The sequence below is a fragment of the Bradyrhizobium sp. genome (assembly GCF_019242285.1).
Classification (GTDB): domain Bacteria; phylum Pseudomonadota; class Alphaproteobacteria; order Rhizobiales; family Xanthobacteraceae; genus Bradyrhizobium.
Genome location: NZ_JAFAVV010000957.1, coordinates 1 through 5,024, shown reverse-complemented (window position 1 = coordinate 5,024; position 5,024 = coordinate 1). Strand labels below are relative to the sequence as shown.

The window sequence follows — 5,024 nt, the reverse complement described above, 5'->3', positions numbered from 1 at the left end:
TGGTTCTGCAATTGCGCAGCCTAAAGCGGCGGATGTAGCCCGGATGAGCGGAGCGATATCCGGGATGACGCTGATGCTATGGTGCCGTCTCGTCCCGCATATCGCTGCGCTCATGCGGGCTACACACCGACTGGCATGCTCGGGCTCATGGTCCTCGTAGGATGGGTAGAGCGAAACCCATCATTCTCCCACGATGCATCGATGGGTTTCGCTTCGCTCTACCCATCCTACGCTTACTATGGACCGTGGTTCTGCAATTGCGCAGCCTAAAGCGGCGGATGTAGCCCGGATGAGCGGAGCGATATCCGGGATGACGCTGATGCTATGGTGCCGTCTCGTCCCGCATATCGCTTCGCTCATGCGGGCTACACGCGGACAGCTTGCTGCCTGGCGTCCTCCGCTCATCCCGCAGCCGACACCGCGTTCCTCGCCCCCGACGCCACGAGCTGCGCCCATCGCCTGACGAGATAATTGTGCTCGTCCATGGTGGTGTTCCAGACCGCGATGCGGCTGGCGCGCTGGCGGTAGGCGCCGCCGCTCCTGGTCTCGCCGCGCATGATGGTGGTCTCGCCGTCCGGGCCCGGCAGGTCCTCGCTCGCGGGCTCGCCTTCGTACCAGTAGTCCCACTCGGCGGACGACAGATTCAGTCGCACGCGCTCGGGGATCGACATGTAGTAGCCCTGTCGGGCCATCACCGCGCCGACCCAGCCGTCGAGCCACCAGTTGAGATAGTCGTAGGCCGCATCGCGGGTGCGGCCGGCGAGATGCGTCGACAGGCACAGGCCGCCATGCCAGGCGCGATAGCCTTCCTGCGGCACGGTCTCCCGCACCGGAAAGCCGCGCCGGCGCAGCGCGCTCACGCCCGGCGACCACATGCTCTGCACCACCGCCTGCCCCGCGCGCATCAGGTCGGCGGCCTCCTGCGCGGTCTTCCAGAAGCCGCAGAAATAGCCGGCGCGGCGGCGCTCGCTGAGGATCTGGATCAGGCGGTCGATCTCGGCCGTCGACATGTTGCCGATGTTGTCGAAGCGCATCTCGCCGCGGGCCTGCACCGCCAGCGCCGCATCGAACACGCCGATCGCGGGCTCGTCCACCAGCGCGACGCGGCCGGCCCAGCGCTCGTCGAGCAGCGCGGCCCAGGACGTGTTGGGCTCGAGCTCGCCGTCGACGGCCTCGGCATTGTAGGCGAAGGAATCCAGATTGTGCACGGTCGGCAGCATGCTGATGACATCGGCCGGCACCGAGTTGAGCGAGCCGTTCGGCTGCGCGTAGAGTTTCGTCACCGGCGCATCGCCCCGGCCTATGGTGGCGCCGGGGTGAATCCGCCCGGTCTTGGTGAGGTCGCTTACCTCGCCCCAGCGGGCGATCCGCTTCAGCTCGATCGGCTGGATCGCGCGCCAGAACCAGACGATGTCGAGATTGTGGAAGCACTGGTCGTAGACGTCGTAGGCCCAGGGCTGCGCCGCCGCCTTGCGTTGCGCGCTGATGAAATCGAGATTTTCGAACCGCAAGGTGATGCCGAGATCGGCCTCGGCGCGCTGGCGCACCCCTTCGAGCAGCGTGATCTCGGTGCCGAGCACGCGCAGCGTCGGCCGGCCGTGGAGATGCAGCGCGGGGGCGGCACGAGTGGATGTCTTTTTCGAGCGGCGCATCGGTATCATTCAGGCTGACACCAGCGCAGCCGCGGCGGCGCTGCCGAGCCGCGCAAACGCCGCGAAGGAGCGCCGAATCAGATCGGGATCGATGCCTTCGACGATGAAGACCAGCCGCGAGCGGCGGTCGGCGTCGGGCCATTCTTGCAGATGCGTCGGCGCGTGCACCAGATGCTGCACGCCGTGAACGGCGACCGGGCGCGCCTCGCCTTGCAGTGCGAGCAGGCCCTTGACGCGCAGGATGCGGTTGCCATGCCGGTTGAGCAGCATGGCGAGCCAGATGCCGAAAGTGCTCCAGTCGAGCGGCTCGTCGACGACGATCGAAAACGCGCGCGCCTTGGCATGCGCGGCTGCGCCGTCGGGCTCGGCGACCGCCCTGAAGGGATTCCCGCCGGCACGCAGGAGCGCGTCCACCGGCAACCTTCGTTCGGCGACGCGCAGCACCGGCGCCGCGGGATTGATGGCCTGCAGCCGTGCCAGCAGGGCTTCGCTCGCCGTCGGGTCGGCGATGTCGGTCTTGGTCAGGGCGATGGTGTCGGCGATCGCCGCCTGACGCATCGATTCGACATAGCGGTCGAGCTGCGCCAAGCCGTTGACCGCGTCGACCGTCGTCACCACGCCGGCGGCCGTGAAGTGATGGCGCAGCACCGGATCGGCGCGGAGCGTCGACAGCACCGGGAACGGGTCGGCGAGCCCGGTGCTCTCGATCACCAGCCGCCGGAACATCGGCACGTCGCCGCGCTCGCGCCGCGAATGCAAGTCGCGCATCGTGGCGGCGAGCTCGCCGCGCACCGTGCAGCAGACGCAGCCCGAGCCGAGCAGCACGGTGTCCTCGTCCAGGCGCTCGACCAGAAGATGATCGAGCGCGACCTCGCCGAACTCGTTGATGATCACGGCGGTGTCGGCCAGCGCGGGATCGGCGAGCAGGCGGCGCAGCAGCGTGGTCTTGCCGGAGCCGAGAAATCCCGTCAGCAGCGTCACCGGCGTGAAGGCGGGTGGGGCCTCAGTCATCGGCATCGAGCCGCGAGAGAAAATCGGGATCGAGCGGATCGCAGGCGCGCCCCGACAGCCGCTCGGCCGCAGCCCAGAGATGGCCGAGGTCGCCGACCATCTCGCTCTTGCCGGTGAAGGTCGACAGCAGGAAGGACGTGCCCTGCCAGTCCGACAGCCGCAAGCCGTAGAGTTTCAGGACCCGGTTGGCGACCTCGACGCGGCGGGCGCGTTCCAGGCGACGCCGTGCGGAATCGCGGTTGCGCGTGAACACACCGTCCCGCGCCACCGCGTCGGTCCAGTGCTCGTCGCCGCCCAGCGATCCGCACAGCGCGCACATGGGCCGAGCGACCTCCTATTTCTTGCGCGGCGAGCGTCGAGCGAAATCGTCGGCCATCTCGTCCATGGTGACGAACTTCACGCCGGGATGCGAGGCGATGTGGTTGTAGAGCCGCTCCAGCATCATCAGAACCTGGGGCCGGCCCGAGACGTCGGGATGGATGGTGATCGGGAACACGGCATAGTCGAATTCACGATACACCCAGTCGAACTCATCCTGCCAGGTCTGCCCGAGGTGGCGGGGGCTGACGAAGCCGTGGCTGTTCGGGGCCTTCTTGATGAACATCATCGGCGGCAGGTCGTCGAGATACCAGTTCGCCGGAATCTCGATCAGGTCGGTCTCGTGGCCGCGCTTCAAGGGCTGCATCCATTCCGACGGCCTTTTCGAATAGTCGATCCTGGTCCAGCTGTCGCCGACGCGGACATAATAGGGGTGGAAGTCGTTATGCATCAGCGAGTGGTCGTATTTGATGCCGCGCTCGAGCAACAGCTCGTTGGTGACGGTGGAGAACTCCCACCACGGCGCGACATAGCCGGTCGGCCGCCGGCCGGCGAGCTTTGTCACCAGCTCGATGCTCTTGTCGAGCACCTCGGTTTCCTGCTCGCGCGTCATCGCGATCGGGTTCTCGTGGCTGTAGCCGTGGATGCCGATCTCGTGGCCGGCGTCGGCGACCGCCTTCATCTGCTCGGGAAAGGTCTCGATCGAATGGCCGGGGATGAACCAGGTGGTCTTGATGCCGAACTTGGCGAACAGCTTCAGCAACCGCGGGCTGCCGACCTCGCCCGCGAACAGGCCGCGGGAGATGTCGTCCGGCGAGTCCTCGCCGCCATAGGAGCCGAGCCAGCCGGCGACGGCATCGACGTCGATGCCAAATCCGACGAGAATTTCCTTTGCCATGGGGTTTTCCTCTTGTTGTTGCGGTCCATTCCGCAAGCGTTTGAAATCAGCAATCGCGAGCGCTCACGCCGCGATGATGGTGGCGTCCTTCGCCCGCCAGGCGATCCAGACGTGGGATGACGGCACGAGATCCTCCCTCCGGTACTTGTCGACATGGGCTTCCAGCGCGACGCGATCGCCTTCGTCGAGCGCAATGCCGATCTGCATGAGATGGCCGACGATGTTGGCGCGCTCCAGCACGCCCGGCAGCAAATTGCCTTCGTACTCGGCCGTAAGCGCCTCCTGCGAGGTGCCCGTGACGGAAAAGATTTCGAGCGATTCGGAGGGGATCACGATCTTGGCGGCGCGGCCGGCGACAGGTCCGTTGTTCGGCGCGCCGACGAAGGTGCCGAACCGCGTCGACAGGGTGGCGCGGCCGGTTTCGACCTTGCCGAGCGCGCCTTCGATGATGGTGTTGCGGCCGATGAACTGCGCCACGAACGGCGTCTGCGGCCTGGTATAGAGTTGCAGCGGGCTCGAGACCTGCTCGATGCGGCCGCGATTCATCACCACGATGCGGTCGGACAGCGTCAGCGCCTCGGACTGCGCATGGGTCACGAACACGAAGGTGATGCCGAGATTGCGCTGCAGCAGCTTCAGCTCGGCCTGGATGGTCTTGCGCAGATTGGCGTCGAGCGCGCCGAGCGGCTCGTCGAGCAAGAGGATGGCGGGCTCGACCACGAGGCCGCGCGCCAGCGCGATGCGCTGCCGCTGGCCGCCGGAAAGGCGCTGCGTCATCGAGTCGGCGAGGTCGGACAGGCCGAGCTTGTCCAGAATGCGATCGACCTTGGCGTCGCGCTCGGCCTTCGGCAGGCCCTTGACGTCGAGGCCGTAGCCGACATTGCCGCGCACGGTCATGTGCGGAAACAGTGCGTAGTTCTGGAAGATCATCGAGGTCGGGCGGCGCTCGGGCGGCATGTCGTTGATGCGCTGCCCGCGGATCAGGATGTCGCCGGAGGTGATGGCCTCGAAGCCCGCGATCATGCGCAAAGTGGTGGTCTTGCCGCAGCCCGACGGACCGAGGAAGGCGATGAACTCGCCCTTCTCGACGCCGAGGTTGAAATCCTCCACCGCGGAGGTGCCGTTGTCGTAGATCTTGCCGACGT

5 protein-coding genes are annotated in these 5,024 nt (G+C 66.6%); all 5 read right to left on the bottom strand.

Going from position 1 to position 5,024, the window contains the following annotated elements; translation table 11 throughout:
* Positions 1 to 401 precede the first annotated feature (401 nt).
* The gene (locus tag JOY90_RS39230) at positions 402 to 1,652 is read right to left on the bottom strand and encodes an extracellular solute-binding protein (RefSeq protein ID WP_291696443.1); all 1,251 of its coding nucleotides are present in this window, start codon (positions 1,650 to 1,652) and stop codon (positions 402 to 404) included.
* A 9-nt stretch (positions 1,653 to 1,661) separates the two neighbouring features.
* The gene (locus JOY90_RS39225; RefSeq protein ID WP_291696442.1) at positions 1,662 to 2,663 is read right to left on the bottom strand and encodes a GTP-binding protein; all 1,002 of its coding nucleotides are present in this window, start codon (positions 2,661 to 2,663) and stop codon (positions 1,662 to 1,664) included.
* On the bottom strand, positions 2,656 to 2,982 hold the full coding sequence (locus JOY90_RS39220; RefSeq protein ID WP_291696441.1) for a hypothetical protein: 327 nt from the start codon (positions 2,980 to 2,982) through the stop codon (positions 2,656 to 2,658). The genes JOY90_RS39225 and JOY90_RS39220 overlap by 8 nt, the downstream gene beginning before the upstream one ends.
* Positions 2,983 to 2,997: 15 nt before the next feature.
* A complete protein-coding gene (locus JOY90_RS39215) occupies positions 2,998 to 3,879 on the bottom strand; it encodes a polysaccharide deacetylase (protein WP_291696440.1) in 882 nt (293 codons plus the stop codon).
* Between the two features lie 63 nt (positions 3,880 to 3,942).
* A partial coding sequence (locus JOY90_RS39210) for an ABC transporter ATP-binding protein (protein WP_291696439.1) occupies positions 3,943 to 5,024 on the bottom strand: 1,082 nt, incomplete at its 5' end.